The sequence below is a fragment of the Streptomyces poonensis genome, from assembly GCF_014650915.1.
GTDB lineage: Bacteria > Actinomycetota > Actinomycetes > Streptomycetales > Streptomycetaceae > Streptomyces > Streptomyces poonensis.
Genome location: NZ_BMVW01000027.1, coordinates 48,335 through 71,398, shown reverse-complemented (window position 1 = coordinate 71,398; position 23,064 = coordinate 48,335). Strand labels below are relative to the sequence as shown.

General features: G+C 73.1%; 24 protein-coding genes and 1 pseudogene. 8 read left to right on the top strand and 17 right to left on the bottom strand.

The genetic code is table 11. The features are described 5' to 3' along the window. Positions 1–339 precede the first annotated feature (339 nt). Positions 340–1,257 (bottom strand): universal stress protein, encoded by a 918-nt coding sequence (locus tag IE242_RS36070; RefSeq protein ID WP_189867073.1) that lies wholly within the window; start codon positions 1,255–1,257, stop codon positions 340–342. Between the two features lie 186 nt (positions 1,258–1,443). Here IE242_RS36070 and IE242_RS36065 point away from each other — a divergent pair, with 186 nt between their 5' ends. Beyond that, positions 1,444–1,908: a Crp/Fnr family transcriptional regulator gene (locus tag IE242_RS36065; protein WP_189867071.1), complete on the top strand. Its 465-nt coding sequence runs from the start codon at positions 1,444–1,446 to the stop codon at positions 1,906–1,908. A gap of 91 nt (positions 1,909–1,999) precedes the next feature. Here the strand turns inward: IE242_RS36065 and IE242_RS36060 are convergent, their stop codons facing one another. After that, the gene (locus tag IE242_RS36060; protein WP_189867069.1) at positions 2,000–2,707 is read right to left on the bottom strand and encodes a TetR/AcrR family transcriptional regulator; all 708 of its coding nucleotides are present in this window, start codon (positions 2,705–2,707) and stop codon (positions 2,000–2,002) included. A gap of 174 nt (positions 2,708–2,881) precedes the next feature. Between IE242_RS36060 and IE242_RS36055 the strand changes: the two genes are divergently transcribed. The 3 genes and pseudogenes from IE242_RS36055 to IE242_RS36045 all read left to right on the top strand — a co-directional run. Then, complete coding sequence (locus IE242_RS36055; protein WP_189867067.1) at positions 2,882–3,439, top strand: NAD(P)H-dependent oxidoreductase; 558 nt, start codon at positions 2,882–2,884, stop codon at positions 3,437–3,439. A 132-nt stretch (positions 3,440–3,571) separates the two neighbouring features. Further along, positions 3,572–3,925: a ferrous iron transport protein A gene (locus tag IE242_RS36050; protein WP_229859934.1), complete on the top strand. Its 354-nt coding sequence runs from the start codon at positions 3,572–3,574 to the stop codon at positions 3,923–3,925. A gap of 85 nt (positions 3,926–4,010) precedes the next feature. After that, positions 4,011–4,345: pseudogene (locus IE242_RS36045) on the top strand (NF041680 family putative transposase); the annotation flags it as partial. A 70-nt stretch (positions 4,346–4,415) separates the two neighbouring features. Here IE242_RS36045 and IE242_RS36040 read toward each other — a convergent pair. Beyond that, positions 4,416–4,805, bottom strand: coding sequence for an ArsR/SmtB family transcription factor (locus IE242_RS36040; protein WP_189867065.1), 390 nt, complete (start codon positions 4,803–4,805; stop codon positions 4,416–4,418). Between the two features lie 61 nt (positions 4,806–4,866). On the opposite strand from IE242_RS36040, the gene IE242_RS36035 reads away from it, so the two are divergent. Next, positions 4,867–5,985, top strand: coding sequence for a cation diffusion facilitator family transporter (locus tag IE242_RS36035; RefSeq protein WP_189867062.1), 1,119 nt, complete (start codon positions 4,867–4,869; stop codon positions 5,983–5,985). Positions 5,986–6,033: 48 nt separating this feature from the next. On the opposite strand, the gene IE242_RS36030 is transcribed toward IE242_RS36035, so the two are convergent. Continuing rightward, positions 6,034–6,591: a YbaK/EbsC family protein gene (locus IE242_RS36030; RefSeq protein ID WP_189867061.1), complete on the bottom strand. Its 558-nt coding sequence runs from the start codon at positions 6,589–6,591 to the stop codon at positions 6,034–6,036. 44 nt (positions 6,592–6,635) lie between these two features. Then, on the bottom strand, positions 6,636–7,208 hold the full coding sequence (locus IE242_RS36025; RefSeq protein ID WP_189867058.1) for a helix-turn-helix domain-containing protein: 573 nt from the start codon (positions 7,206–7,208) through the stop codon (positions 6,636–6,638). Between the two features lie 152 nt (positions 7,209–7,360). On the opposite strand from IE242_RS36025, the gene IE242_RS36020 reads away from it, so the two are divergent. Beyond that, positions 7,361–8,218, top strand: a complete 858-nt coding sequence (locus IE242_RS36020; RefSeq protein ID WP_189867056.1) for a DMT family transporter — start codon at positions 7,361–7,363, stop codon at positions 8,216–8,218. 103 nt (positions 8,219–8,321) lie between these two features. Here the strand turns inward: IE242_RS36020 and IE242_RS36015 are convergent, their stop codons facing one another. Continuing rightward, a complete protein-coding gene (locus IE242_RS36015) occupies positions 8,322–9,098 on the bottom strand; it encodes an acyltransferase (RefSeq protein WP_189867054.1) in 777 nt (258 codons plus the stop codon). Between the two features lie 144 nt (positions 9,099–9,242). Here IE242_RS36015 and IE242_RS36010 point away from each other — a divergent pair, with 144 nt between their 5' ends. Beyond that, the gene (locus IE242_RS36010) at positions 9,243–9,773 is read left to right on the top strand and encodes a gamma carbonic anhydrase family protein (RefSeq protein WP_189867052.1); all 531 of its coding nucleotides are present in this window, start codon (positions 9,243–9,245) and stop codon (positions 9,771–9,773) included. A gap of 122 nt (positions 9,774–9,895) precedes the next feature. Here IE242_RS36010 and IE242_RS36005 read toward each other — a convergent pair whose 3' ends face one another. The 11 genes from IE242_RS36005 to IE242_RS38740 form a co-directional block, all read right to left on the bottom strand. After that, positions 9,896–10,549: a DedA family protein gene (locus IE242_RS36005; protein WP_189867050.1), complete on the bottom strand. Its 654-nt coding sequence runs from the start codon at positions 10,547–10,549 to the stop codon at positions 9,896–9,898. Between the two features lie 157 nt (positions 10,550–10,706). Next, entirely contained in the window at positions 10,707–13,244 is a 2,538-nt protein-coding gene (locus tag IE242_RS36000; RefSeq protein ID WP_189867049.1) for a beta-glucosidase family protein, read from the bottom strand. A 195-nt stretch (positions 13,245–13,439) separates the two neighbouring features. Then, positions 13,440–13,877: a DUF4442 domain-containing protein gene (locus IE242_RS35995; protein WP_189867085.1), complete on the bottom strand. Its 438-nt coding sequence runs from the start codon at positions 13,875–13,877 to the stop codon at positions 13,440–13,442. A 68-nt stretch (positions 13,878–13,945) separates the two neighbouring features. Further along, entirely contained in the window at positions 13,946–14,692 is a 747-nt protein-coding gene (locus IE242_RS35990) for an ABC transporter ATP-binding protein (protein ID WP_189867047.1), read from the bottom strand. Beyond that, positions 14,685–15,638, bottom strand: coding sequence for an ATP-binding cassette domain-containing protein (locus IE242_RS35985; protein ID WP_189867045.1), 954 nt, complete (start codon positions 15,636–15,638; stop codon positions 14,685–14,687). The genes IE242_RS35990 and IE242_RS35985 overlap by 8 nt, the downstream gene beginning before the upstream one ends. Next, positions 15,635–16,480, bottom strand: coding sequence for an ABC transporter permease (locus tag IE242_RS35980; protein WP_189867041.1), 846 nt, complete (start codon positions 16,478–16,480; stop codon positions 15,635–15,637). The genes IE242_RS35985 and IE242_RS35980 overlap by 4 nt, the downstream gene beginning before the upstream one ends. Positions 16,481–16,546: 66 nt before the next feature. Next, a complete protein-coding gene (locus IE242_RS35975; RefSeq protein WP_229859932.1) occupies positions 16,547–17,596 on the bottom strand; it encodes an ABC transporter permease in 1,050 nt (349 codons plus the stop codon). A 26-nt stretch (positions 17,597–17,622) separates the two neighbouring features. Next, complete coding sequence (locus IE242_RS35970; RefSeq protein ID WP_189867040.1) at positions 17,623–19,161, bottom strand: ABC transporter substrate-binding protein; 1,539 nt, start codon at positions 19,159–19,161, stop codon at positions 17,623–17,625. A gap of 221 nt (positions 19,162–19,382) precedes the next feature. Beyond that, entirely contained in the window at positions 19,383–20,228 is an 846-nt protein-coding gene (locus tag IE242_RS35965) for a spermidine synthase (protein ID WP_189867039.1), read from the bottom strand. Positions 20,229–20,366: 138 nt separating this feature from the next. After that, on the bottom strand, positions 20,367–21,545 hold the full coding sequence (tuf, locus tag IE242_RS35960) for an elongation factor Tu (RefSeq protein WP_189867038.1): 1,179 nt from the start codon (positions 21,543–21,545) through the stop codon (positions 20,367–20,369). Between the two features lie 131 nt (positions 21,546–21,676). After that, positions 21,677–21,802 (bottom strand): hypothetical protein, encoded by a 126-nt coding sequence (locus tag IE242_RS38740; RefSeq protein ID WP_268249540.1) that lies wholly within the window; start codon positions 21,800–21,802, stop codon positions 21,677–21,679. Between the two features lie 477 nt (positions 21,803–22,279). On the opposite strand from IE242_RS38740, the gene IE242_RS35955 reads away from it, so the two are divergent. Continuing rightward, positions 22,280–23,047 (top strand): TVP38/TMEM64 family protein, encoded by a 768-nt coding sequence (locus IE242_RS35955; RefSeq protein ID WP_189867037.1) that lies wholly within the window; start codon positions 22,280–22,282, stop codon positions 23,045–23,047. Positions 23,048–23,064: the final 17 nt, after the last annotated feature.

The following is a 23,064-nucleotide window of genomic DNA, read 5'->3' as shown; positions in this document are numbered from 1 at the left end:
TAGATCTGGCCCGCCGCCAGGTAGTTCGCGGCCCGCCAGTGGGCGTCCAGGCCGCGCAGTTCCTCGTCGGTCAGCACGGTGCTGTTCTGGTGGTCGTCCTGGGGCATGTGGTGTGACTCCCGTCGTGGATCGGGGATGTGGATCTTCGTCGCCGGACCGCCGTCCCAGGGAGGAGTACCAGCGTGGCCCGCACCGATGCCCGCGTCGCCCGCACCGGTTTCCGCGTCGTCCGCACCGGTGCCCGCCTCCTCCCGGCCCGCCGGGGCCCCGCGACACCGCACGGCCGCGTTCCGCCGTCCGGTGGACGGGTGCCGTCCGGGGCACATGCGCGCCTCCCCCTCATGAGTGCGGCACGACCGCCACCGGGCAGGCGGCGTGGTGCAGCACCGCGTGGGCGACCGGGCCGAGGCGGGGACCGGGGCCGCCGCCCCGTTCACGGCGGCCCACGACGAGCAGACCGGCTCCGGCCGCGGCGCGTACCAGTTCATCAGCGGGCCGGCCCTCGGTCACGGTCTCGGCGACGGTCGTGTCCGGCCATTTCTCGCGCCACGGGCGCAGTGCCGCGGCCACGGCGTGGGTGTGGTCCGCGAGGAGGCCGGCGCCGGACGACGGAGCCGGATCCGGCCGCTCCGCTCCGCCTCCGAAGGCGTGGACCACGCGCAGCGGAGCCCCACGACGGTGGGCCGCCTCGAAGGCGAATCCGATGAGCTCGTCGGAGAAGACGGTCTCGTCACCGGGGGCGCCGGCGTCCAGACCGAGCACGACGTCGCGGTACGGCACCTCGGGGATCTCCTCCGGGGAGACCCCGTCGACGGCCGGAAGGTGCTCGGCCGCGGCGTCGGCCCCCGCCCGGACGAGCACCACGGGACGTCCCGACCGGGCGACGACCCGCTGGGACACCGACCCGACGACGAACCCGGCGACACCGGTGAGCCCCCGGGAGCCGAGCACCAGCAGCTCGGCCTCGTCGGCCGCCGCCAGGAGGACGGTGACCGGGTCCTCCTCGACCAGCCGTTCCCCGACGTCGAGTCCCGGATGGGCGGCCCGTACCCCGGCGGCCACCCGGGCGAGGGCCCGCTCGGCCCAGTCCTGCCGCGCCCCGTCCACGGGCACGGACACCGACGGATCCGGACGCCACTCCCAGGCGTGCACGAGTTCGAGGGCGCTGCCGCGGCGGGCGGCCTCGCGGGCCGCCCAGTGCGCGGCGGCGAGGCTCTCGGAGGATCCGTCGATCCCCGCGGCGACGTGTCGCACCATGATCCGCACCTCCTGCGGCCGCAACCGGCCCGGTCCTCGGCCCCCGCTCCGAGCCTCGTGCGGGCCCGGTTCCGGGGCAAGTGCAGAGTCCCGCCGTCGACTCCGTCCTGCCAAGCCATGGCGGGGACGGAGCCGGCGCGCGACGCTGGAGGTGGCAGTTACGAACGCCTTCTGGGAGGCATCGCCATGAACGCTCCGTCCACCGGTCCGATGCTCCGTGCACTGCCCGCCGAACACCGGCAGCGGCTGATGCGCATCGCCCGCGAGGTGTCGTTCCCGCAGGGTGCCCGGCTCTTCGAGGAGGACGGGAGTGCGGACCGGTTCTGGGTGATCCGTACCGGGACCGTCGACCTGGACATGCGGGTGCCGGGGCGGCGTCCGGCCGTGCTCGAGACCCTGGGGCTGAACGAACTCGTCGGCTGGTCGTGGCTGTTCGCCCCGCATACCTGGCACCTGGGAGCCGAGGCGACGAGCCCCGTGCGGGCGTACGAGTTCGACGCCGCGGCGGTGCGCGGGATGTGCCGGGAGGACCCCGCTTTCGGTCTGGCCGTGGCCGAGTGGATCGGCGGCATCCTCGCCCACCGGCTGAGGTCGGCACGGGCCCGGCTGCTGGACCTGTACGCCCCGCACAGCGGCGTCGGCTTCCTCTGACCCGCGCCCGCCCTGGCGCCCGCCCGCGCCGTCGTACGGTTCGCCGCCGACCTGCGGGGCGCGTCCGGCGGTGCGGCGGGCCCGCGCCCCGTCAGCCCTCCGCCCTCTCCGTCCCCACTTCCCCCTCCACTTCCGCCTGACCGCGCACGAACCGTTCGACCAGGTCGTTCCAGCCGGCCTCCAGTCGCTCCAGCGTCATGCCCCGCCGGGTGACCAGATGGTCGACCAGGGTGACGTCCAGATAGCCCAGCAGGGTATGGGCGAGGAGCTCGATGTCGCCGCGCACCTCGGCCCGGCGCAGCAGCATGCAGAGATGGCTCAGCCGCAGGAGCGTCGCCGGGCTGGTGTGCCGACGGGAGGCGTCGGCGTGGGCGGCCAGGTAGAGGTCGCGATGGGCGTGCCCGTGCCGGATGACGGCCACGCCGAAGGCCTTCAGCCGCTCGGCCGGCGGCGCGTCCGGCCCGAGCGGCGGCGGACCGGTCAGGAAGGCGGTCTGCAGCTCCCGCTCGTGATGGTCGAGCAGCGACAGCAGCAGCCCGGTGCGGTCGCCGAAGCGCCGGAACACGGTGCCCTTGCCGACCTGGGCGGCGCTCGCCACCGCCTCCATGGTCAGCTTGGCCGCTCCGCACTCGCCCGCCAGCCGGGCGGCGACCTCCAGCAGGCGGACGCGGTTGCGGGCCGCGTCCGCGCGCAGCCGGGGCTGTTCACCGGCGGCGGAGGCGATGTTCAGCAGTTCGTGCGCGTCTTCCGCGGGGTTCTGTCTCTCGGGCGCTGGCAGGGGTGGGAGCGGCTCGGTCATGAAGTCGAGGGTAGCGCTCGTCACAGACAACTGGACCGCGGTCCGGTTACTCTGGCGAGGGCAAGCGGACCACAGTCCGGATAGCGGGTGGACCCCCACCCCGGAGAAGTGGTACAACTTTCAACGGACTTCGGTCCGCTTGGCTTTTCACCTTTTCCGTTTAGGAGTCAGCTCATGTCCGTACGCATTCTCGCGCTCGTCGGTAGCCTGCGTGCCGGTTCGCACAACCGTCAGCTGGCCGAGGCCGCCGTCAAGCACGCCCCCGAGGGCGTCACGATCGAGCTGTTCGAGGGCCTGGCCGACATCCCGTTCTACAACGAGGACGTCGACGTCGAGGGCAGCGTCCCCGCCGAGGCCGCCCGTCTGCGCGAGGCCGCCGGCCAGGCCGACGGCTTCCTGCTCTTCACGCCCGAGTACAACGGCACCATCCCGGCCGTCCTGAAGAACGCCATCGACTGGCTGTCCCGCCCGTACGGCGCCGGTGCGCTGTCCGGCAAGCCGGTCGCCGTCGTCGGCACCGCGTTCGGCCAGTACGGCGGCGTGTGGGCGCAGGACGAGACCCGCAAGGCCGTGGGTATCGCCGGCGCCACCGTCCTGGAGGACGCCAAGCTCGCCATCGCCAGCTCCGTGGTCCGCTTCGCGGAGACCCACCCGGCCGACGACGCCGAAGTCGTCGCCGACCTGCTCAAGGTGCTCGAGCAGTTCGGGTCCGCGGGCACCGCGGCCGCCTGATCGGCTTCCGGTATCGCACGAACGGTGCCGGGTGGGGCGTTCACGCCCCACCCGGCACCGTTTTCCATACATCCCCTCAGCTTGTTCTGTATCCTCTGGCGCTCCGGCAGTGGTGCGGGCGCAGTGGGCCGCATGACAGACAGTTCCAGCCCTGTTCCTGCGGACGTTGATGACCGGCAGGCGATGGAGCACTTCCTCGGTCGCCCCTTGAGTCAGACATGGCCGACGGGTGCACTGGCACCGGGAAGCCGGGTCACGGTCGTTCGGGCCCAGGACTGGGATGGCCCTTGGCAGGTCGAGTTCGCTGGAGCGATCGATGCCATGGGTGCACCCGAGCCCAACGAACATGCCCAGGCACTCGATGGCGAGTTGAAGTACTGGGTCACCTTCGACACGCCGCAGTACGACAGCGCCGGGGATGGCCCCTATCGCAAGGCTCAGATCTGGGGCCGATATTTGAGGGCCGAGCCGGAGTCCGAAGCGTAGCTTTTCCGCAGGTCATGTCGCTGCGCTCGAATTGCCGCTGCGCTCGAATCGTCCGTCGAACCGGGTCGCTCACCTGGGGATTCGCCGGACGTCGGGGCGGCCTTCCACGGACGATGTGGACCGATTCCGGCAGTCATTTCTCCGCCGCTTCGATCTGGAGCACACCTTCCGCTTCGCGAAACAGAGACTCGGCTGGACTACCCCGAAACTCCGCATGCCCGAAGCCGCGGACCGCTGGACCTGGCTCCCGATCGTCTCCCACACCCAGCTCCGGCTCGGTGTTCCCGAACCCACCGGCACCGGCCCCGGCCGACCACCCGGCGCCAAGAACAAACACCCGGCACCCCGCTACGACGTTGGCAAGACCGTCGAACGCCCCGAAACCCTCAAGGCCATCGGCAAGCTGGCAGGTCCTGGTAGATGAAAAACAAGCTCAGCCGTGTGCGGACCGCTCAGCCGTGTGCGGACCGCTCAGCCGTGTGCAGACCGCTCAGTCGTGTGCGGGCCGGTCCGTCAGCCGGTGGTCCGCGAGGGCGAGGGCCTCGTCCACCACGCGCCGCAGATGGCCGTCGCCCAGTGAGTAGATCACCCGGCGGCCCTCCTTCCGGGTGTGCACCAGGCCCGCGAGGCGCAGCCGGGCGAGATGCTGGCTCACCGCCGGCCGGGCCGCGCCGCAGACATCCGTGAGCGTCGTGACATCGGCCTCGGCCCGGGCCAACGCGTGCAGCAGGGTCAGCCGCGTACGGTCGCCGAGCAGCGCGAGGAGCTCCGCGGCCAGCGCGAACCGCTCCTCCCCCGGCGCGGTCGGGTGCCCGCCGGGACCGCCCTCGATATGCGGCTGCGTACGGTGCGCAGGTGATAGGTGCATGCGTGCGCTCATACGCACATAATGGTGCCGTGGGCGCCCGTACGTCCACTCCCGCGCGCGGAAGGGGCACGACGTGAGCGACCGGCACCACGAGCACCAGCACGGGCACGGACACCAGCACCAGCACCAGCACCAGCACCAGCACCAGCACCAGCACCAGCACCAGCACGGGCATCAGCACAGGCACCGACACGACAACCACCACAGCGGCGCTTTCGCCCGCCTGCGGCACCTCCTCACCCCCCACTCCCACAAGACGGCGGACAAGGTCGATCCCGCCCTGGAGTCCTCCGCGCGCGGCATGCGGGCACTGTGGGTCTCGCTGGCCGCGCTCGGCGCGACGGCCGTGGCGCAGGCGGTCGTGGTCGTGTTCTCGGGGTCGGTCGCACTGCTGGGCGACACCGTGCACAACGCGGCCGACGCGCTCACCGCCGTCCCACTGGCCGTCGCCTTCCTGCTGGGCCGCCGTGCGGCGACGCGCCGGTTCACGTACGGCTACGGCCGCGCCGAGGATCTGGCCGGGCTCGCCATCGTGCTGACCATCGCCGCGTCGGCGGCCTTCGCGGGCTGGACCGCGGTCGCGCGGCTGCTCGACCCGCGGCCGGTGGAGCACGTCCCCGCCGTCGCCGCGGCGGCGGTCGTCGGGTTCCTGGGCAACGAGTGGGTGGCCCGCTACCGCATCCGCGTGGGCCGGGCGATCGGCTCCGCCGCGCTCGTCGCCGACGGCCTCCACGCGCGGACGGACGCCTTCACCTCGCTCGCGGTCCTGATGAGCGCGGGCGGTGCCGCCCTCGGCCTGCGGCTCGCCGACCCGCTGGTCGGGCTGGCGATCACGGCCGCGATCCTGCTGGTGCTGCGCGATGCCGCGCGCGAGGTGTTCGGGCGCGTCCTGGACGCCGTCGACCCGGCGCTGGTGGACCGCGCCGAGCGGGCACTGCGCGGGGTGCCGGGCGTGCGCGAGGTGGGCGAGCTGCGGCTGCGCTGGATCGGGCACCGGCTACGGGCCGAGGTGGCCGTCGTGGTGGACGGGGAGGCGACCGTACGTCAGGCGCACGGCGTCGCGGTGGACGCCGAGCACGCGCTGCTGCACGCCGTTCCGGGGCTCACCGCCGCCCTGGTGCACGCGGATCCGGCGCCGGCGCCGGGCGAGGCGGACCCGCATCTGCCACTCGCCCACCACACGGCCGCCTGAGCGGCCGGCGCTCCGGTACCGCGACCGTCTCCGGTACCGCGACCGCCGTCAGGCGATCCCCAGCCCCTCCAGCACCACCGCGTTCGGCAGCTCCGCGAACGCCTTGCCCGGCACGAGCAGCTTCCCGCGCCGCCGTCCGCTGCCCACGAGCACGTACGGCAGGTCGGCCACCGCCGAGTCGACCAGCACGGGCCACTCGCCCGGCAGCCCGACCGGAGTGATGCCCCCGTACTCCATGCCGGTCTCCCCGGTCGCCGTGTCCATCGAGGCGAACGAGGCCTTGCGGGCGCCGAGGTGGCGCCGGACCACACCGTTGACGTCGACCCGGGTCGCGGACAGGACGACACACGCGGCCAGCGTCGTCTCCCCGCCCCGCTTGCCCGCGACGACCACGCAGTTCGCCGACTGTTCGAGCAGCTCCGGCCCGTAGTGCTGCAGGAACACCGCGGTGTCGGCCCACTCGGGGTCGGTGTCCACGTACAGGATCTGGTCGGCGGGGATGCTGCCGGTCCAGTCGCGTACGGCGGCGGCGACGGGGGCGGTGAGCTCGTCGAGGCAGTCGGGGGCGGGCGTGGCGTGGTCGAAGTCTCCGATGGGTGCGCGCATGGGCCGCACGCTAACAGCCGGGCATCGAACAGAGGATCGGCGTTTCAACGCGCGGGCGGCACCGACACCGCCATCACCATGTCGACGGGCACTGCGCCCTGGTTCCCGTACGTGTGCGGGACGTTGGCCTCGAAGGAGGCGCTCGCGCCGGCCGGGACGCGGTGTTCCAGGCCGTCGACGGTGAGGGTCAGCTCACCCGCGGTGACGTGGATGAGCTCCACGGTGCCGGTGGGGTGCGGATCGGAGGCGCTGCCCTCGCCGGGCATCAGCCGCCAGTCCCACATCTCCAGCGGGCCCGGGGCCTCGGCGCCGGCCAGCAGCCGGTTGTAGCTGCCCGCGGCGGTGTGCCAGAGCCGTACGGCCTGCTCGGCGGGGACGATACGGACCTTGGGGCCCTGCTCGTAGTCGAGGAGCGTGGTGATACTGACCCCGAGGGCGTCGGCGATCTTCACGACGGTGCCGAGGCTGGGGTTGGTGCGGGCCTGCTCGATCTGGATGAGCATGCCGCGGCTGACTCCAGCGCGGGCGGCGAGCGCGTCGAGCGTGAAGCCCCGCTCGGCGCGCCAGCGTCTGACGTTCCGTGCCAGGGACTGGGTCAGCAGGTCGAGGTCCGACACATTCCGTCCATGAGTCTCGTGCGGGCATCGATCAGTGCATCGATCAAAGCATCGATCAACGATCGTTCAATATCCTGGATGGCACAGTTCAATGCATTGAACTGCAGTGTGGTGCACCCTTCGTTCACCGAACTGTACTAAGAGGCCGCCCCATGACAGCACTGTTCGCCCTGGCCACCAGCCTGTTGTGGGGGCTGGCCGACTTCGGCGGCGGGCTGCTGACCCGGCGGACGCCCGCGCTCACCGTGGTGGTCGTCTCGCAGTCGATCGCTGTGGTGGTGCTGGGCACGATCGTGCTGGCGACCGGCGCGTGGAGCGAGGCCGGCCCGCGGTTGTGGTTCGCCGTGGCGGCGGGGCTGGTCGGCCCGGTGGCGATGCTCGCCTTCTACCAGGCGCTCGCGCTGGGCCCGATGGGCGTCGTCTCCCCGCTGGGCTCGCTGGGCGTGGTGGTCCCGGTCGGGGCGGGGCTGGTCCTGGGCGAGCGCCCCGGGCTGCCGCAGCTCGCGGGGATCGTCGTGGCCGTCGCCGGAGTCGTGCTCGCGGGCGGGCCCCAGCTCAAAGGAGCCCCGGTGCAGCGGCAGGCCGTGCTGCTGACCCTGCTCGCGGCGTTCGGCTTCGGCGCGGTGATGGCCTTGATCGCGGAGGCGTCCGCCACCCTCACCGGCCTGTTCCTCGCCCTGTTCGTCCAGCGCGTGACGAACGTCGTCGCGGGCGGCACCGCCCTGTACGTCTCCGCCCGGCGCGGCACCCCCGCCCTCCCCGCGGACGGCTTCCCGTGGCGGTCTCTGCCGGCCCTCGCCTTCGTCGGTCTCGCGGACGTGGCCGCCAACGGCACCTACTCGCTGGCCGCGCAGCGGGGCCCGGTCACCGTGGCCGCGGTGCTCGCCTCGCTGTACCCGGTGGTGACGGCGCTGGCCGCGCGCGGTGTCCTCAGCGAGAGGCTGCGCGGCGTCCAGGCGGCCGGCGCGGGCCTCGCCCTGGTCGGCACGGTCTTGCTCGCGGCGGGGTGAGCGAAACGGACGGGCCGAGCGACGCGGCCCCGCCCAGCCACACGCCGGGCCGAGCCACATGGACGGGACTGATCGGTACGGCCCCGGACGCTCCTCGGCGGCTCTACGCCTCGCCCCCGGCGGCGCGCTCCGCGAACCCGCTCGTGCTCTCCTCGTCCTCGTCCAGGTCCGCCAGCGCCAGCAGCTGCTCGGGCGTCACCCCGTCCGGGATCGGCACCGGCGCCGGGGTCCTGAGCGGCGGCTGCCAGCCGGCCACGGGGTCCCAGCTGCGGACCACGCGCGCGGGTGCCCCGGCCACCACCGAGTGGTCGGGCACGGCACCGCGGACCACCGCCCCGGCGGCCACCACCACGTTCCGCCCGATCCGCGCCCCCGGCAGGATCACGGCGCCCGTCCCGATCCAGCAGCCGGGCCCTATGGACACCGGCTCCATCCGCGGCCACTGCTTGCCGATGGGCTGGTGCGGATCGTCGTACGAGTGGTTCGTGGACGTGATGTACACATACGGCCCGAAGTAGCAGTCGTCGCCGATCGTGACCGTGGTGTCGGCGATGACATGGCTGCCGCGGCCGAGGACCACGCCGTCACCGATGCGCAGGATCGGCTCGGGGCCGAGGTCGAGGTCGGGCATCAGTCCCGCGGTCAGCGTGACCTGCTCGCCGATGATGCAGTGCGCGCCGAGGTGGATCCACGGCTCCCCGAAGACCGTGCCCAGCGGGAAGGCCAGCCGGGTGCCGGTGCCCATCGCGCCGAAGCGGAACCGGCCGGGCCGGTCGGCGGTCACGGAACCCGTGCGCTGTACCCAGGACCAGCCCGAGTGGACGGCCCGCTGGACGATGCGGCGCCGCCGGGACGAGAACGTGTTCTTGCGCTCGGGCACCCGCTCACCGTACTCACCGCGAGAGCCACCGATGCCGTCGTACCGCTGTGATCTTCACCCCACGGACGCACGGCGGGGCGGGGTCGATGCCTTACCGTTCCCCTACCCCGAGGAGACCTGTCCCGACGAGACGAGGAGTGGACGATGACGCACGAGGCCCTGATCGCGGGCGTGGCCGGCAAGGAGCCGCAGGTGGACGGGCAGGCGTTCACGGCGCCGAGGTCCGTGGTGATCGGTGATGTGACGCTGCGTCCGGGGGCGAGCGTCTGGTACGGCGCCGTGCTCCGCGCGGAGTCCGAGCCGATCGTCGTCGGCGCGAACAGCAATGTGCAGGACAACTGCACCCTCCACACCGACCCGGGCTTCCCCGTCTCCGTCGGCGAGGGCGTCTCGATCGGGCACAACGCCGTGGTCCACGGCGCCACCGTCGAGGACGGCTGCCTCATCGGGATGGGCGCGACGGTCCTGAACGGCGCGGTGATCGGCGCCGGTTCGCTCGTCGCCGCGCAGGCGCTGGTGCCACAGGGCATGCGGGTGCCGCCGGGCTCGCTCGTCGCGGGCGTGCCCGCGAAGGTCAGGCGGGAGCTGACCGCGGAGGAACGCGAGGGCCTCGCGCTGAACGCGGCCGTCTACGTGGAGAAGGCCGGGATGCACCGGGAGGCACACGGGCAGTGACGGGAGCGGGTGGCGTGCCACCCGCTCCCGTCACTGCCCGTCGTCCGTCAACCGTGGCACGGCCGTAGCGCACTCTCCCGGCGGGTGCCGCCGACGCGCGGATCCTGCCGGGACGCGGCGCGCTACTCCGTGGCCGGCACCGCCTCCGCGGCCGCCGTCTCCGGGCTCTCGGCCTGTGCCTTCTTCGCCTTCCGCTTGAGGATCAGCATCGAGGCGACACCGAGCAGCACCGCCACGACCAGTCCCAGCCACGAGAAGCGCTTGAGCCAGGACTCGGCGACGACACCGACGTAGTAGATGACGGCCGTGGTGCCGCCCGCCCACAGGACGCCGCCGAGGATGTTCGCGGTCAGGAACTTCCAGTACGGCATGTGCAGCACACCCGCCAGCGGTCCGGCGAAGATCCGCAGCAGGGCCACGAACCGGCCGAAGAACACGGCCCACATGCCCCACTTCTGGAAGGACCGTTCGGCGGTCGCGATGTGCCCCTCGCTGAAGTGCCGGGGGAACTTCCCGCCGAGCCACGCCAGCAGCGGGCGCCCGCCCTTGCGGCCGATGGCGTAGCCGATGGAGTCACCGATGACCGCTCCCGCGCTGGCGCAGGCGCCGAGGACGAAGGGGTCGATGTCACCGTGCTGCGAGGCCAGCAGGGCCGAGGAGACCAGGATGATCTCGCCGGGCAGCGGGATGCCCAGACTCTCCAGGCCGATGACCAGGCCCACCAGCGCGTAGATGCTCACCGCGGGCACCGTCTCGAGCCATTCCTGGACGTGCAACGCCGCTCCTCCCATGTCACCGGGCCGTGTCACCGGGCCGTCTCACCGACCGGACCCTGCGTTCCGGGCGTGCGTTCCCCGGGAGCGCACGCCGAGGAAGCCTACCCGTTCGCCGTAGCGGCTCCGACGTGGCGGGGACGGCTTCGCCGCCCCTTCATCATGTGGTCACCTCCGCGGTGGCGGTCAGTCGCAGGTCGCGCGAGGAGGCCCCGACCCACACGGTGCGCCGTCCGGTGCCGAGCACCCAGCCGTGCCGTTCCGGGTCCCACGAGGACAGGGTCGGCGGCCGGACCGTCACGGCGACCCGGCGCCGCTCCCCCGCCTTCAGCGCGAGCCGCCGGTAGCCGCCCAGGACCCGTACGGGCTGGTCGAGCCGGAGGTCCGGAGCACGGCCGACGTACACCTGCGGCACGGCGATCCCGTCGCGCCGGCCGGTGTTGCGCACGGTGAAGCCCACGTGGAGCTCCCGCCCGGACCACCGCACCGACGGTTCCCCGTACGAGAAGGAGGTGTACGACAGTCCGTGCCCGAACGGAAACAGGGGCCGTACGCCCTCCGCGTCGTACCAGCGGTGGCCGATGTGGATGCCCTCCGTGTACTCCTCCGTGCCGTCGGTCCCGGGATACCGGCGCGGGTCCCCGGCGACGGGATGGTGGTCGTCGTCCGCCGGGAAGGACTGGGTGAGCCGGCCGCCCGGGTCGCAGTCGCCGAACAGGACCGCGGCGGTGGCGGCCGCGCCCTCCTGGCCCGGGTAGTACATCTGGAGCACCGCGGCGGTCCGCTCCAGCCAGGGCATCGAGGTCGCGGACGAGGTGTTGAGGACGACGGTGGTGCGCGGATTGACCGCCGTGACCGCCTCGATCAGTTCCGCCTGGTGTCCGGGGAGCGCGACCGTCGTACGGTCCGTGCCCTCGGTCGCGTCCTCGTAGGCGAACAGGACGACGTCCCGCGCGGCCCGCGCGGCCGCCACGGCCCGGTCGACGTCCCGCGCGCGGGTCGTGCCGTTGGCGCACCGCAGCCGGAACAGCAGCCCGGCGGCGCCGCCCTCTGCGGTGATCCGCAGCCGGTGCCGGCCCTCGGTGACCAGGGCCGTAGCGCGGCGCACGCTCAGCCCGTCGGGCGCGGCGGATCCGAACCCACCGGAGAAGTGCTCCTGGTAGCCGGGCCGCAGCGGGAACAGCTCCTTCCCGTCGAGCAGCACCTTCGGCCGCTCGGTGGGCTCCCCGTCGAAGTGGAGGACGAACATCCACTCGTCGTCCCGGTCCGCGGTGAGCGTTCCGTCGTACGTCCAGGTCTTCCCGGCGGCGACACGCCGCTCCTCCAGGCCGGCGGCCGGCCCGAGGACGTCCTCGGGCAGCGCCGTGCCGAAGAGGTCCTCGCCGAGCGCGTATGTGACCTGCGCATGTGTGCCCGCACGCCGCCGGATCGCGTCGAGAGGGCTGTCGGCATGGTCGGGCACCACATGGGCGCTGCCACCACCGCTGACGAAGGGCCGGGCACCGGAGGGTCCGATGACGGCGATGCCCCCGGCGCGGGGGCGCAGCGGAAGGGCATCATGCTCGTTGCGCAGGAGCGTCGCCCCCGCCTTGGCGACCTCCAGGGCGACGGCGGCGCCCGCGCGCGGGTCACGGTCCGGGCGGGGCGGGCCGCCGCGGCCGTCGAGCAGCCCGAAGCGGTCCAGCACGCCGAGGACCCGGCGTACGGCCCGGTCGACGTACCGCTCCGGAACGCTGCCGTCGCGGACGGCCGACTTCAGGGCGGCCCCGAAGTACCTGCCGTCGGGCATCTCCATGTCGAGGCCCGCCGTGATCGAGGCGACGGTGCTGTGCGTGGCGGACCAGTCGCTCATCACCCACCCCTCGAAGCCCCAGCGGTCCCGCAGCACCTCGGTGAGCAGCTCCCGGTGCTCGCCGGCGAACGTGCCGCCGACCTTGTTGTACGCGCTCATCACGGCACCCGCACCGGCCGCGACGGCCGCCTCGAAGCCGCGCAGTTCGACCTCGTGCAGGGCCTGCTCACCGACCCGTACGTCGACCGACTCGCGGTCCCGTTCCTGGTTGTTGAGCGCGAAGTGCTTGACGGTCGCGATGAGCCCCTCGCCCTGGATGCCGCGGATCTCGGCCGCGACCAGGTCGCCCGAGAGCAGCGGATCCTCGCCGAACGTCTCGAAGTTGCGGCCCGCGTACGGGGTGCGGATCAGGTTCACCATCGGCGACAGGAGCACGTCCTGGCCGAGCGCGCGGCCCTCGCGGCCGATCACCTGGCCGTAGCGGCGGGCGAGTTCCGGATCGAAGGCGGAGGCCAGCAGCACCGGGGCGGGCAGCGCAGTGGCGTGCCGGGTCGCCCGCACTCCGGCGGGACCGTCGGCCAGCCGCAGCGGCGGGATACCGAGGCGGGGCACACCTGCGACGTGACCGGCCTGGCCGAGCGGCCGGGGGTCGGTGGCACCGTGCAGGAGGGAGATCTTCTCGTCGAGGGTGAGCCGGGCGAGGAGCCTCTCGACCCGGGGGCGGCCGGGTCCTGCGGCGGCGTCCGGTCCGCTCCTGGCCGCGACGGTGTGCGAGGGGACCGTGCAGCCGGTGGCGGTGGCCGCCGTGGCGACCGTGACGGCTCCGCCCAGCAGACGCAGGGCGGAGCGCCGGGACACGGAGTCGGGAGTGCGGGTGGGGGCGGGAGCGGGGACGGGGTCGGACATGGACCGTCACTCCTTCGTGCGGGCACGTCGTGGCGGACCGCGTGTGGCACGTGCCGACGGACGTCGGCATTCCGCCCTTGCCCACACTCTGCTCCACCGACCGGGGTGACATGCCGTCGGACACTCCGACCGCCGCGACCGCTCCCCGGCCGCCGCGACCGCTCCCCAGCCGCCGCGACCGGCTCCGCGACCCGCTCAGCCGTTGGGACGCAGGGTCCAGACGACCGTCATCTCCCCGGTCACGGCACCATCGCCGCGCCGGATGGCGATGGAGACGGGGAACTCCGGGCGCTGCCCTGCATCGAGCTCGGCGACGACCTCGGCGACGGGGCGGCCGAGCGTCGCGGTCGCCGTGACGGGCCCCATCGCCAGCTTCCGGTACGCGATCTCGGCGCTGACCGCGAGCGGTACGGCCCGCGAGAGCTGCTCCCCGAACGCGGCGAGCACGATGGCCCCGCTGGCCGACTCCCCGAGCGTGAACATGGCGCCGGCGTGCGGGCCGCCGACGTGGTTGTGGTAGGCGCTCTGGTCCGGCAGCGTCACCACGGCCTTCTCCGGCGTGGTCTCCGAGAACTCCAGGTTCAGCGTCCTGGCCATGGGCACCGTGGCGGCGAGCATCTCGCCGATCGACATCTGGTCTGCGCTCATGAGGCGGGAGGTTACCCGTGAGTAGCCATCGTTGGCCAGGCCCCGCGGGATCATCACGACGGCAGGCGCGGTACCGCGTCGCGCAGCCGCCGGGTGGCGGGGTGCCGGGGGTTGCGGAGCACGTCGGCCAGGAGCCCCTCCTCCACGATCCGGCCGTGCCGCAGGACGGCCACGTGCCGGCAGAACTGCTCCACGACCAGGAGGTCGTGCGAGACCAGCAGACAGGAGAGCCGGTGCTCGGCGCGCAGTCCGCCGAGCAGCCGGAGGATCCGGGCCTGCACGGTCGTGTCCAGCGCGCTGGTCGGCTCGTCCAGGACCAGGAAACGCGGCCGTACCGCGAGGGCACGGGCGATCGCCACGCGCTGGCGCTGCCCGCCGGAGAGCTGGTGCGGGTAGCGCGTGGCGTGCTCGGCGGAGAGTCCCACGTCGGCCAGCAGTCCCACGACGCGTTCACGCTCGGTGCCGCGCGGCACCATCCGGTGGGCGCGCAGCACCTCGGCGATCGCCGTGCCCACCCGCATCCGCGGGTCGAGGGCGCCCTCGGTGTCCTGGACGACGATCTGGACGGCGCGCCGGAAGGGACGCTGCCGCCGCATCCGGCCGATGTCGGCGCCGTCGAAGAGAACCGTGCCGCGCGTCGGCGGCAGCAGTCCCAGCAGGCAACGGGCCAGCGTCGTCTTGCCCGAGCCGCTCTCGCCGATCAGGCCCAGGCCGTACGGCCCCTCGGGCAGCGTCAGGCTCACCCGGTCGAGTACCGCCGTGCCGCCGTACCGCACGGTCAGGTCGCGGGCTTCAAGCATCGGCCGTCCCTTCTCCGTGGGCGCACCTGCCCCCTGCACACCTGTCACCACCTGCGCACCTGCCACCACCCCCGCACCGATCACCGTTCCCGTCCCCCGGCCTGCCCCCCTCGTCTCGCGCCCTCGTTCCCGTCCCCGCTTCCGCCCTCACTCCCGTCCCTGCCTCCGCCGCCCCGGGCACCGCGGCCAGCAGCCGCCGGGTGCAGTCCGCCCGGGGTGCGGCGACCAGGTCCGCGGCGGGGCGGTCCTCGGCCACCCGCCCGCGGTGCAGTACCGCGATCCGGTCGCACAGCCCGGCCAGGAGGGCCAGATCGTGGCTGATGAACAGCACGCCCGTACCGTGCTCGGCGCGCAGCTCCGCCAGCAGCGCGCAGATCTGCGCCTGCGCCGTCACATCCAGCGAGCTGGTGGGCTCGTCGGCGACGAGCAGCCGTACCCCGAGGGCCGACGCCAGCGCGATCGCCGTCCGCTGGAGCTGGCCGCCGGAGAGCTGGTGCGGGAAGCGGGTCAGGTACGCGGCGGGCAGTCCGGCCCGCTCCATCCCGGCGGCGGCCCGCTGCCGTGCCTCCGCGCGCGTGCAGCCGTGCAGCCGCAGCGCGCGCAGCACGGTCGTACCGACCGACAGCACCGGGCTGAAGGCGGCGGCCGGGTTCTGCGGGATCAGCGCCATGACGGAACCGCGCAGCCGGCGCAGCCGCCGTTCCGGCATCCCGACCAGTTCCTCGCCGGCCAGCCGGATGCTGCCGGTCACCCGGGCGCCCGCGTGGCGGGTCAGTCCCAGCACCGTCAGCCCGGTCGTCGTCTTGCCCGCCCCGCTCTGCCCCGCGACGCCCAGGAACTCGCCCCGGCGCAACACCAGTCGGTCGATGTGCAGCACGGGCTCAGCCTGCTCGGGGCCGAACGAGACCCGTACGTCGCGCAGTTCCAGCAGGGGTGCGGCGGTCACGGCCGGATCCGTGGGGTGTGCCGCGGGTCGAGGCGGTCCCGGAGCACGTCCCCGAGCAGGAAGAAGAGGGCCGCGACCAGCATGATGGCCAGTCCGGGGAAGGTGCCGATCCACCATTGGGTGGTGAAGTAGTTCTGCGACTGCTCCACCATCAGGCCCCAGTCGGGGGTGGGCGGCTGCGGGCCGAGGCCGAGGAAGGACAGTGCGGAGGTGACGAGCAGCACCCCGCCGACATCGGTCGACGCCTGGACCAGCAGGGGGGTCGAGGCGTTGGGCAGGACGTGGCGGAGCAGGGTGCGCCGGTGGCCGAGACCGAGGGCCCGGCACGCCTCGGTGTACGGGCGGCCGGCGACCGACGCGGCCTCGCCGCGCACCAGCCGGGCGTACCACGGCCACCAGGTCACGGTGAGCGCGACGGTCAGCCCCACCGGGCCGGGCGTCAGCACCGTGGCCAGGACCAGGGCCAGCAGCAGGGCGGGCACGGCCAGGAAGACGTCGGTCAGGCGCATGAGCGCCTCGTCGATCCAGCCGCCGAAATAGCCGGCCACCAGCCCCGCCGCGGTGCCCACGAGCAGCGAGACCGTCACCACGGCCGCCGCGACGACCGGGCCGACGCGCGCTCCGTACAGCACCCGGGAGAACACGTCGCGGCCCAGTTCGTCGGTGCCGAACCAGTGGGCCGCGGAGGGCGGGCGCAGGATCCGGCCGGTCTCGGTGCCGCCGGTCGCGTCCGCCGGATACGGGGCCAGCAGCGGCGCGAGCAGGGCGACGAGCACGACGAGCGCGACGCCGGCGGTGACGAGGACCAGTGCCGTGCGGCCGCTTCCGGTGCCGCGTGTCATCGCCATCCCCTCACCGCCATGTCCTCACCGCCATGTCCTCACCGCCATGTCCTCACCGCCGTCCCCTCACCGCAGGGTGATGCGCGGGTCGAGGGCCGCCTGGGCCAGGTCGACGGCCAGGTTCGCGGCGAGGTACAGCAGGGCGACGAGGAGCGTCACGCCGACGACGGCCGGTGTGTCGAGGGACTGCACCGCGTCGGCCGCGTACCGGCCGAGCCCCGGATAGTCGAACACCGACTCCACGAGGAAGGTGTTGACCAGCGAGTACCCGAAGATCAGCGCGAGGAGCTGCAGGACCGGGTTCCAGGCGAGCCGCAGGGCGAAGCGGCCGAGGACGGTCCGTTCGGGGAAGCCGAGGGAGCGCACCATCTGGATGTGCGGTTCGCCGGCCGCGTCCAGGAGGCTCGCCCGCACCATGCGGGCGACGACGGCCGCCGGGTAGGAGGCCACGACGAGGGCCGGCAGGAGCAGGTGGTCGAAGAGGTCGGCGGCGGCCGCGCCGTTGCCGGTGAGGACGGCGTCGAGCAGGGGCAGGCCGGTGACGGTGGTCACCGGGTGCGCGGCGAGCACCGCCCGGTCGTGGCTGCCGGCGATCGGCAGCAGGCCGAGCCGGCTCGCGAGGAGCGTCTGCAGGAGGAGTGCCAGCCAGAACGTCGGGATCGCGGCGCTCAGCAGCGCGCCGGACCGCACCAGCCTGTCGGGGGTCCTGCCGTGCCACCGTACGGCCGCCAGTCCCGCGGGGAGGCCCACCGCCAGCCCGATGACCAGTCCGGCGAGCACCACTTGGAGGGAGTTGGGCAGCAGCGTGAGCAGATCGGTGAGGACGGGACGGTGGGTGAGGACCGACAGGCCCCAGTCGCCGCGCAGCACCCCGGCCACGTACGAGACGATCTGCTCGGCGACCGGGCGGTCCAGCCCCAGTTCGGCGCGGATGCGCGCCCGTTCCGCGGCCGAGGCCCGCGGTCCGGCCCAGACCCCGGCCGGGTCGCTGGGCACCACCCGGGCGATCAGGTACGTCAGCACCACCACCCCGAGGGCTACCAGGGCCGAGAGCACCGTACGGCGGGCCGCGTAACGGATCACCGGCAGGCCGCGGCCGTTCCGGGCACGCTTCATGTCCACCCCCGGGCTGGTGCAGGCGGCTACTGGTGGGTGAGGTCGTGGACGAACACGACGTTCGCGTACGCCGGGTTGTCCACGTAACCCTTGACGTCGCTGTCCAGCACCCGCTGATAGATGTTGGTGCCGAGGAAGAGCTGCACCGCGTCCCTGATGATGATCTCCTGCATCGTGCGGTAGGTCCGCACGGCTTCGTCCGGGTCCGTCGCCGTGAGCGCGCTGACTTGGTCGATGAGCCGGTCGAGCTCGGGGTTGGAGTAGTAGGCGAGGTTGTAGGAGATCTCCTCCTCGGTCCGGAACACGTTGCGGAAGTACGACAGCGGCTCGGGGTCGTCCGGCCACCACCACATGACGAAGATGTCCTGGCGCTTGTCCGGGTCCTTGCTCTTGGCGCGCGGCCACTGCGCCGACGACCAGGCCAGCCCCTGGACCTTCAGGTCGATGCCGAACGGGCGGAGCTGAGCCTTCATCAGGTCGCCGAGGGTGCGGATGGTGTCCTCGCCCGCGGGATAGGTCATCTCCAGCTCGATGGTCCGGCCGCTGCCCGGGCCGTACCCGGCCTCCTTCAGCAGCTTCCGGGCGAGGTCCTGGTCACCCGGCAGGTCCAGCGTGGTGGTGTGTCCGAACATGCCCTCGGGGATGACGCCGTCGGAGGCGACGAGGGCACCCCTGCTCGCCTTGATCAGTTCCTGGTAGTCGAGCGCGTTCGCGACCGCCTGGCGCACCCGGATGTCGTCCAGCGGCTTCTTCTGGGTGTTCATCAGGCCGATCAGGGTCTGCCACGAGGGCCGTTCGTACACGGTCAGGTTCGGCCGGCCGCGCAGCGTGTCCACGAGCTGCGGCGGCAGCCCGCCGGCGAAGGTTCCCTCGCCCGAGCTCATGAGCTGCGCCGACGTGGACGACTGCGGCACCGCCTGGAAGACCACCTTCGTGTAGCGGTTGCCGCGCCACCCGCCCCAGTAGTCCTCGAAGGCGGTCAGCTCCAGTTCGTTCTCGCTGCCCGGGTTCCACGAGGCGACCGTGTACGGCCCGGTGCCGCGGGCGGTGGCCCGGTAGTCCTTCGCGTCGTCGGCGTCGTCGGGGATCTCATAGATCCAGGCCGCGTAGGTGGCGGAGGCGATGATGTCCAGCGGCGCCGGGCGGGACAGCTCGAAGCGGACCTGCCGCTTCCCGACCGGGGTGATCTTCTCCACCGGGTCCCACACGTAGGAGGCGCTGGCCTTCAGCCTCATCGTGCGGTCGATCGCCGCCTTCACCGCGTCGGCGGTCAGCGGGCGTCCGGAGTGGAAGCGCACGTTGTCCCGCAGGGTGAAGGTCCAGGTCCGGCGGTCCTCGGACGTGGTCCAGCGGGTCGCGAGCACACCCTCTGTCTTCCCGGTCCCGGCGTTGTACCGGGTGAGGGTCTCGTACATGTTCGCCAGCGCCACGACTTCGTCGGAGTACGAGCGCGCCGGGTCCCACTCGGTCACCAGCCCCCTGCTGGACAGGTACACGAAGGTGTCGTCGTCGCTCCCTCTCTCGCCCCCGCCGGAACAGCCGGCCACCAGGAGCGCCACGACCATGGCGACGGCCGCTGCGAGAACACGGACCCACGGGCGCCGGCGCGCGGGACGACAACCGGGGAAGGGCCGTAATGACATGACTGACCGAGCCTTCCGGGACAGGTCCTGTCAGCCTGGCACGCGGGCCCGGTGGACCGGCAGCCGTCTTTGAGCTGATTCGGGCCCCGGCCGACGGGGACGCGGGGAGGGGACGCCCCGCGTCCCTCCGGCCGGGCCGGCCCTCAGCCGATGCCGAAGGCCCCGTCGGGCGGCTCGGGCGACGGTACGGCGTCCTCGTCGCGCACGGGTACGGCGGCTCCGATGAAGTCGCGCAGCGCCCCGCCGTGCTCGACGCGGGCCGGGAAGGCGTCGGCGGCGGTGCGGCGGGCGAGCGGGGCGATGTCGAGCGGGTGGTGGGCGGCGAGGAGCACGGCGTTGCCGAAGCGCCGGCCGCGCAGGACGGCCGGCTCGGCGACGAGCGCGAGTTCGGCGAAGACCGTGGCCAGCGTGGCCAGCTGGGAGCGCAGGAAGGCGAAGGGCGCGGCGTCCGCGAGATTGGCCAGGTAGACCCCGTCGCCGCGCAGCACGCGGGCGGCCGCGCGCGCGTACGCCACCGTCGTCAGGTGCGCCGGGACGCGGGAGCCGCCGAAGACGTCCGCGATCAGGATGTCGGCGGAGCCGGCCGGTGCCGCTTCGAGCCACTCCCGGGCGTCGGCGCCGTGCAGCGCGATCCGCGCGTCACCGGGCAGGGGCAGGTGCTCGGTGACCAGGTCCAGCAGCCCCCGGTCGGCCTCGACGACGTCCTGGCGCGAGCCCGGCCGGGTCGCGGCGACGTACCGCGGCAGGGTGAGCGCGCCCCCGCCGAGGTGCAGCACGTCGAGCGGCCGTCCCGGTTCGGCCACCGTGTCCAGCGCGTGCCCGAGCCGCCGCGCGTACTCGAACTCCAGATGGGTCGGCTCGTCGAGATCGACGTACGACTGCGGTGCCCCGTCGACCGTCAGCAGCCAGGCGCGCTCCCGGTCGACGTCCGGCATGAGCTTGGCGGTCCCGTGGTCGGTGACCCGGGTGACGGGTATGGGCTCGTTCACGCGACCCATTGTGCCGCCGGGACGGGGGTGCCCGTCCCGTCCGGAAGCGGACGGAACGGGCACCCTTACCACCGGTGTCACCCGTACCACTGGTGTCACCAGCGACACCGGTGTCACCAGCGCCATGGGTGACACCGCTCAGCCGACCGAGGTCACCGTCCCCGCGCCGACCGTGCGGCCGCCCTCGCGGATCGCGAAGCCGAGACCGGCCTCGAGCGGCACGTCCCGGCCCAGCTCGACCGTCATCGTGACGGTGTCGCCGGGCCGGGCGACCGCCGCCCCGCCGAGGTCGATGTCGCCGACCACGTCCGCGGTGCGGATGTAGAACTGCGGCCGGTAGCCGGTCGACACCGGGGTCGTACGGCCGCCCTCCCGCGCCGAGAGGACGTACACCTGCGCCGTGAACCGGCGGCTGGGCGTGACGCTGCCGGGCGCGGCGACGATGTGCCCGCGCCGTACGGCGTCGCGCGGGACGCCGCGCAGCAGCAGCGCCACGTTGTCGCCGGCCTGTGCCTCCTCCATGGGCTTGCCGAACGTCTCCAGGCCGGTGACCACGGTCTCCAGCTCCGCGCCGAGCACCTCCACGCGGTCGCCCACGCGGATTGTGCCCCGCTCGACGGCGCCGGTGACGACCGTGCCGCGGCCGGTGATGGTGAGCACGTTCTCGACCGGCAGCAGGAACGGCGCGTCCAGGTACCGCTCCGGCATGGGCACATACGTGTCCACCGCGTCGAGCAGCGCCTCGACGGCCGCCGTCCAGCGCGGGTCGCCCTCCAGGGCCTTCAGCCCGGAGACCCGTACGACCGGTACGGAGTCGCCGCCGTAGCCGTGCGCGGTGAGCAGTTCGCGGACCTCCAGCTCGACCAGGTCCGTCAGTTCCTCGTCGCCCGCGTCGGCCTTGTTGAGGGCGACGACGATGTGGTCGACGCCCACCTGCCGGGCGAGCAGCACGTGTTCGGCGGTCTGCGGCATGATCCCGTCGACCGCGGAGACGACAAGGATCGCCCCGTCGAGCTGCGCGGCCCCGGTGACCATGTTCTTGACGTAGTCGGCGTGACCCGGCATGTCGACGTGCGCGTAGTGCCGGGTGTCGGTCTCGTACTCGACGTGCGCGATGTTGATGGTGATGCCGCGCGCGGCCTCCTCCGGCGCCTTGTCGATACGGTCGAACGGGACGTAACGGGTGCCGTCGCCGGAACCGCGCTCGGCGAGGACCTTGGTGATGGCGGCGGTCAGGGTGGTCTTGCCGTGGTCGACGTGGCCCATCGTGCCGATGTTGAGATGGGGTTTCGTGCGGACGTAAGCCGTCTTGGGCATGGCGGTACCTCGAAGCCTGTTCAGTGGTACTCAGATGACGGTCCCGGCGCGGAACTGAGACGGCCGGAACGGGGACCCCGGGGTCTGGCCGACCCTCCCCCTGCGGGGTCCGCCGGACGATCCGGGGAGGGTCAGCTTCGGGCGCCGTCTGCGGCGGCCTCGACGATGAGAAGGGCAGCCTTCGGGGCATCCGCGACTGCCGCGGATGCTGCGAGGACGAAGGCCTGCCGGAACATGACGTCGATCATCGTCGACACGTCCGTCCGCGTCGAATGATTTTCGCGACGGGCGGGACCACGGGGGCGGACGGTCCGAAAGCGGTGCGCCGGACGTCTCCCGGCGAGAGATGCTTCACACGGTGGGGGCTCGGAGGGGGTGGCGGGAGGCACCTGCGCGTTCGCCGGGGACCCGCGGCGGCGGGTACGCCGGTCCGGCGGCCGGCCTTGCCGGAAGCGGACCGCCGATGAGCCAGGCCAAGTCCCGTGCACCCGCGTCCTACCAGGTCAGCGAGGGACGCGCGCCATGTCCCGCAGCACCACGCACGGTGCGGCAGCCCGCCCGGAACGGTCACGGGTGTGTACAGAAGGGTGGAGCGTGCCCATACGGTGCCGGCGAAAGGGGCGTACCGGCGCCTCGGCCCGCGCAGCCGCTGTTCGGCATCCTGTGACACCCCTGTGACGCCCGTGAGACGCTCCATACGGCGATCACACACATGGGTCGGTTACTGTCACCAGATGCTCGATGCCACCACCCGCTCTGGGGGCACCGCGGCGGCCACCTCCCCGCCCGTCGCATCCGTCGCACCGGTCACACCCGTCTCCCCAACGGGTCTCGCCGCACGCTGCACCCGACTGCTGCTCTCACCATGGGCGAGACTCTCGCTCCTCGTACTGCTCCTCGCGGGCGCCGCGTCGAGCGTGCTGCTGTTCGAACCACAGCGCCTGCTGGCCGACGGCTGGCCGCCCCATCTGGGCGGCGCCGCCGCGGCGGTGGTCTACGCGGCGGCGTACGGGCTGTGCACGGTGGCGTTCGTCCCGCGGCCACTGCTCAACCTGGCGGCGGGCGCCCTGTTCGGCTCCGCACTCGGGCTGGGGGCCGCGCTGGCGGGCACGGTCCTCGGGGCCGGGATCGCCTTCGGACTCGGCCGGGTGCTCGGGCAGGACGCGCTGCGGCCGCTGCTGCGGGGCCGCTGGCTGAAGGCGGTCGACGGGCAGCTCAGCCGGCACGGCTTCCGCTCAATGCTGGCGGCCCGGCTGTTCCCCGGGGTGCCGTTCGCGGCGTCGAACTACTGCGCGTCCGTCTCCCGCATGGGCTGGCTGCCCTTTCTGCTCGCCACGGGACTCGGCTCGATCCCGAACACCGCGGCGTACGTGGTGGCCGGCGCCCGCGCCTCGACGCCGACCTCGCCCGCGTTCCTGATCGCCATGGCGTGCATCGCCGTCCCCGCCCTCATCGGCGCGGTGGTGGCCTGGCGCAAGCGCCACCACCTGCGGGTCCGGTGACCGCGTCACCAGCGGCT

Excerpts from the sequence above, each read along its gene's own strand:
- IE242_RS36010 (WP_189867052.1), top strand. The coding sequence starts at position 9,243 with ATGACGCACGAGGCCCTGATCGCGGGCGTGGCCGGCAAGGAGCCGCAG.
- IE242_RS36065 (WP_189867071.1), top strand. The coding sequence starts at position 1,444 with ATGAACGCTCCGTCCACCGGTCCGATGCTCCGTGCACTGCCCGCCGAA.
- IE242_RS35995 (WP_189867085.1), bottom strand. The coding sequence starts at position 13,877 with ATGTCGATCGGCGAGATGCTCGCCGCCACGGTGCCCATGGCCAGGACG.
- tuf (WP_189867038.1), bottom strand. The coding sequence starts at position 21,545 with ATGCCCAAGACGGCTTACGTCCGCACGAAACCCCATCTCAACATCGGC.
- IE242_RS35970 (WP_189867040.1), bottom strand. The coding sequence starts at position 19,161 with ATGGTCGTGGCGCTCCTGGTGGCCGGCTGTTCCGGCGGGGGCGAGAGA.
- IE242_RS36030 (WP_189867061.1), bottom strand. The coding sequence starts at position 6,591 with ATGCGCGCACCCATCGGAGACTTCGACCACGCCACGCCCGCCCCCGAC.
- IE242_RS36050 (WP_229859934.1), top strand. The coding sequence starts at position 3,572 with ATGACAGACAGTTCCAGCCCTGTTCCTGCGGACGTTGATGACCGGCAG.
- IE242_RS36020 (WP_189867056.1), top strand. The coding sequence starts at position 7,361 with ATGACAGCACTGTTCGCCCTGGCCACCAGCCTGTTGTGGGGGCTGGCC.
- IE242_RS36000 (WP_189867049.1), bottom strand. The coding sequence starts at position 13,244 with ATGTCCGACCCCGTCCCCGCTCCCGCCCCCACCCGCACTCCCGACTCC.
- IE242_RS36060 (WP_189867069.1), bottom strand. The coding sequence starts at position 2,707 with ATGACCGAGCCGCTCCCACCCCTGCCAGCGCCCGAGAGACAGAACCCC.
- IE242_RS36040 (WP_189867065.1), bottom strand. The coding sequence starts at position 4,805 with ATGAGCGCACGCATGCACCTATCACCTGCGCACCGTACGCAGCCGCAT.
- IE242_RS35980 (WP_189867041.1), bottom strand. The coding sequence starts at position 16,480 with ATGACACGCGGCACCGGAAGCGGCCGCACGGCACTGGTCCTCGTCACC.
- IE242_RS36070 (WP_189867073.1), bottom strand. The coding sequence starts at position 1,257 with ATGGTGCGACACGTCGCCGCGGGGATCGACGGATCCTCCGAGAGCCTC.
- IE242_RS36055 (WP_189867067.1), top strand. The coding sequence starts at position 2,882 with ATGTCCGTACGCATTCTCGCGCTCGTCGGTAGCCTGCGTGCCGGTTCG.
- IE242_RS35975 (WP_229859932.1), bottom strand. The coding sequence starts at position 17,596 with ATGAAGCGTGCCCGGAACGGCCGCGGCCTGCCGGTGATCCGTTACGCG.
- IE242_RS35990 (WP_189867047.1), bottom strand. The coding sequence starts at position 14,692 with ATGCTTGAAGCCCGCGACCTGACCGTGCGGTACGGCGGCACGGCGGTA.
- IE242_RS35955 (WP_189867037.1), top strand. The coding sequence starts at position 22,280 with ATGCTCGATGCCACCACCCGCTCTGGGGGCACCGCGGCGGCCACCTCC.